General features: G+C 71.9%; 2 protein-coding genes. Both read left to right on the top strand.

Annotation, left to right across the window (positions count from 1 at the left end; genetic code table 11):
- Nucleotides 1–426: hypothetical protein (locus ACTUAL_RS07740; RefSeq protein ID WP_440899765.1), on the top strand; the 426-nt coding region annotated here is incomplete at its 5' end.
- The coding region (locus tag ACTUAL_RS07735) for an O-antigen ligase family protein (RefSeq protein WP_440899764.1) at nucleotides 426–1,713 on the top strand (1,288 nt) is incomplete at its 3' end. The genes ACTUAL_RS07740 and ACTUAL_RS07735, both read left to right, overlap by 1 nt.

Here is a 1,713-nt window from a genome sequence, read left to right as displayed (position 1 = left end):
CCGGAGGGCCGCCGAGAGCGGGACGACCAAGCGCAGCAGGCGCAACGGGGACAGCAGGGACAGCAGGGACAGCAGGCACAGCAGGCACAGCAGGGACTGTCCACTCGGGGCGGTCGGCTGCCCAAGCGGGCTGAGCGGGAGCGCGCCCAGGGGTACGACGACGCGGCGTGGCCGCAGGACGAGCCCGAGCACGCGCACGAGGACCTGGAGGACCGGGGCCTGGAGGACCGGGGCTTGGAGGACCGGGGGCCGCAGCGCCCCGGCGGCATCCCCGGTCCGCAGCTGGCGCCCCGGCCCGCGCGGGGGCCGTCGGCGGACGCGACCGTGAAGGTCCAGCCCACCACCGCCAGCGAGCGGACCCTGCGCATCTCGGCCACGCACAACCCCGTCCACCAGGGTTGGCCCGGTACCGAAGAAAACCGGTAGTGGAGCGGATCAGGCAGCGGGCCGACGGGGCGACCCTCGTCTGCCTGTACCTGCTCGCGCTGCTGGCCATCCCGGCGCGCCTGGTGCTGTCGTTCGTGCCGATGACGCTGCCGCCCGCGCTGGTGGTGGCGCTGGTGCTGGGCGTGCTGTGGCTGTCCGCGCAGATGGTCGACACGCTGAACATGGGCAAGGGCCGCAACGCCCTGCGCACCGCCGTGGCGCTCTACCTGGTGCTGCACCTGTGCACGTACGCCGTGGCGACGCGCCGCTTCCTGCCGATCGACGAGCTGACCGTGGCGGACAGCGGCATGGTCCGGATCGTGGCCACGGCCAGCGTCGCGATCTTCGCCTGCGACGCCGTCCGCACGCGGGAGCGGCTCGACCGGGTGATGAAGCTGATCCTGGTGTGCACGGCCGGGATCGCGTTCGTGGGGCTGGTGCAGTTCGGGCTGGGCATCGACCTGGCCGGGTACGTGTCCATCCCCGGTCTGCGCGCGCAGGAGAACGTGTACGCGGCCATGGAGACCCGGTCGATCTTCCGGCGGCCCACCGGGACCACGAACCACCCCATCGAGTACGGGCTGGTGTGCGCGATGTCCGTCGCGATCGGGGCGCACTACGTGTTCCAGTCCCGCGACGAGGGCAGGCCGTACGCGCGCTGGCTGGTGTGCCTGGCCCTGGTCGGCCTCGGGGCGATGACCGCGCTCTCGCGGACCGCGATCCTGGGCATGACCGTCGCCGGGGTGGTCATGGTGGCGACCCTGCCCAAGCGGCGGAAGCTGACCGTGGTGCTGGTCGGCGGCGGGTTCTTCCTCGGGGCGAGCCTGGTCGTCCCAGGGCTGTTCGGCACGTTGCGCGGCATGTTCTCGAACATCAGCGACGACCCGAGCGTGAAGGCCAGGACCTCGGACTACGAGGCGGCGAACGAGCAGATCGCGCTGCACCCGCTGCTGGGCCGGGGGTTCGGGACGTTCCTGCCGACCAAGAACCCGATCCTGGACAACCAGTTCCTGCTGACGATGATCGAGAACGGCTACCTGGGGCTGTTCGCGCTGATCGGGATGTTCCTGGCGGCCTGCTACGCGGTGCTGCGGACGCGGCTGCTCAGCGCGGACGAGAACGTGCGGGGCATGGCCGCCTGCCTGCTGTCGGCGGTGCTGGTGGGCGGGATCGCGTCGGTGACGTTCGACCTGCTGGCGTTCAGCATCGCCACCGGGATGGTGTTCGTGATGCTGGGGCTGAGCGGGGCGGCGCTGCGGATCGCCCAGGCCGAGGCCGCCGAGCGCG

This window comes from Actinosynnema sp., from assembly GCF_052038725.1.
This window is presented reverse-complemented; position numbering and strand designations above follow the sequence as displayed.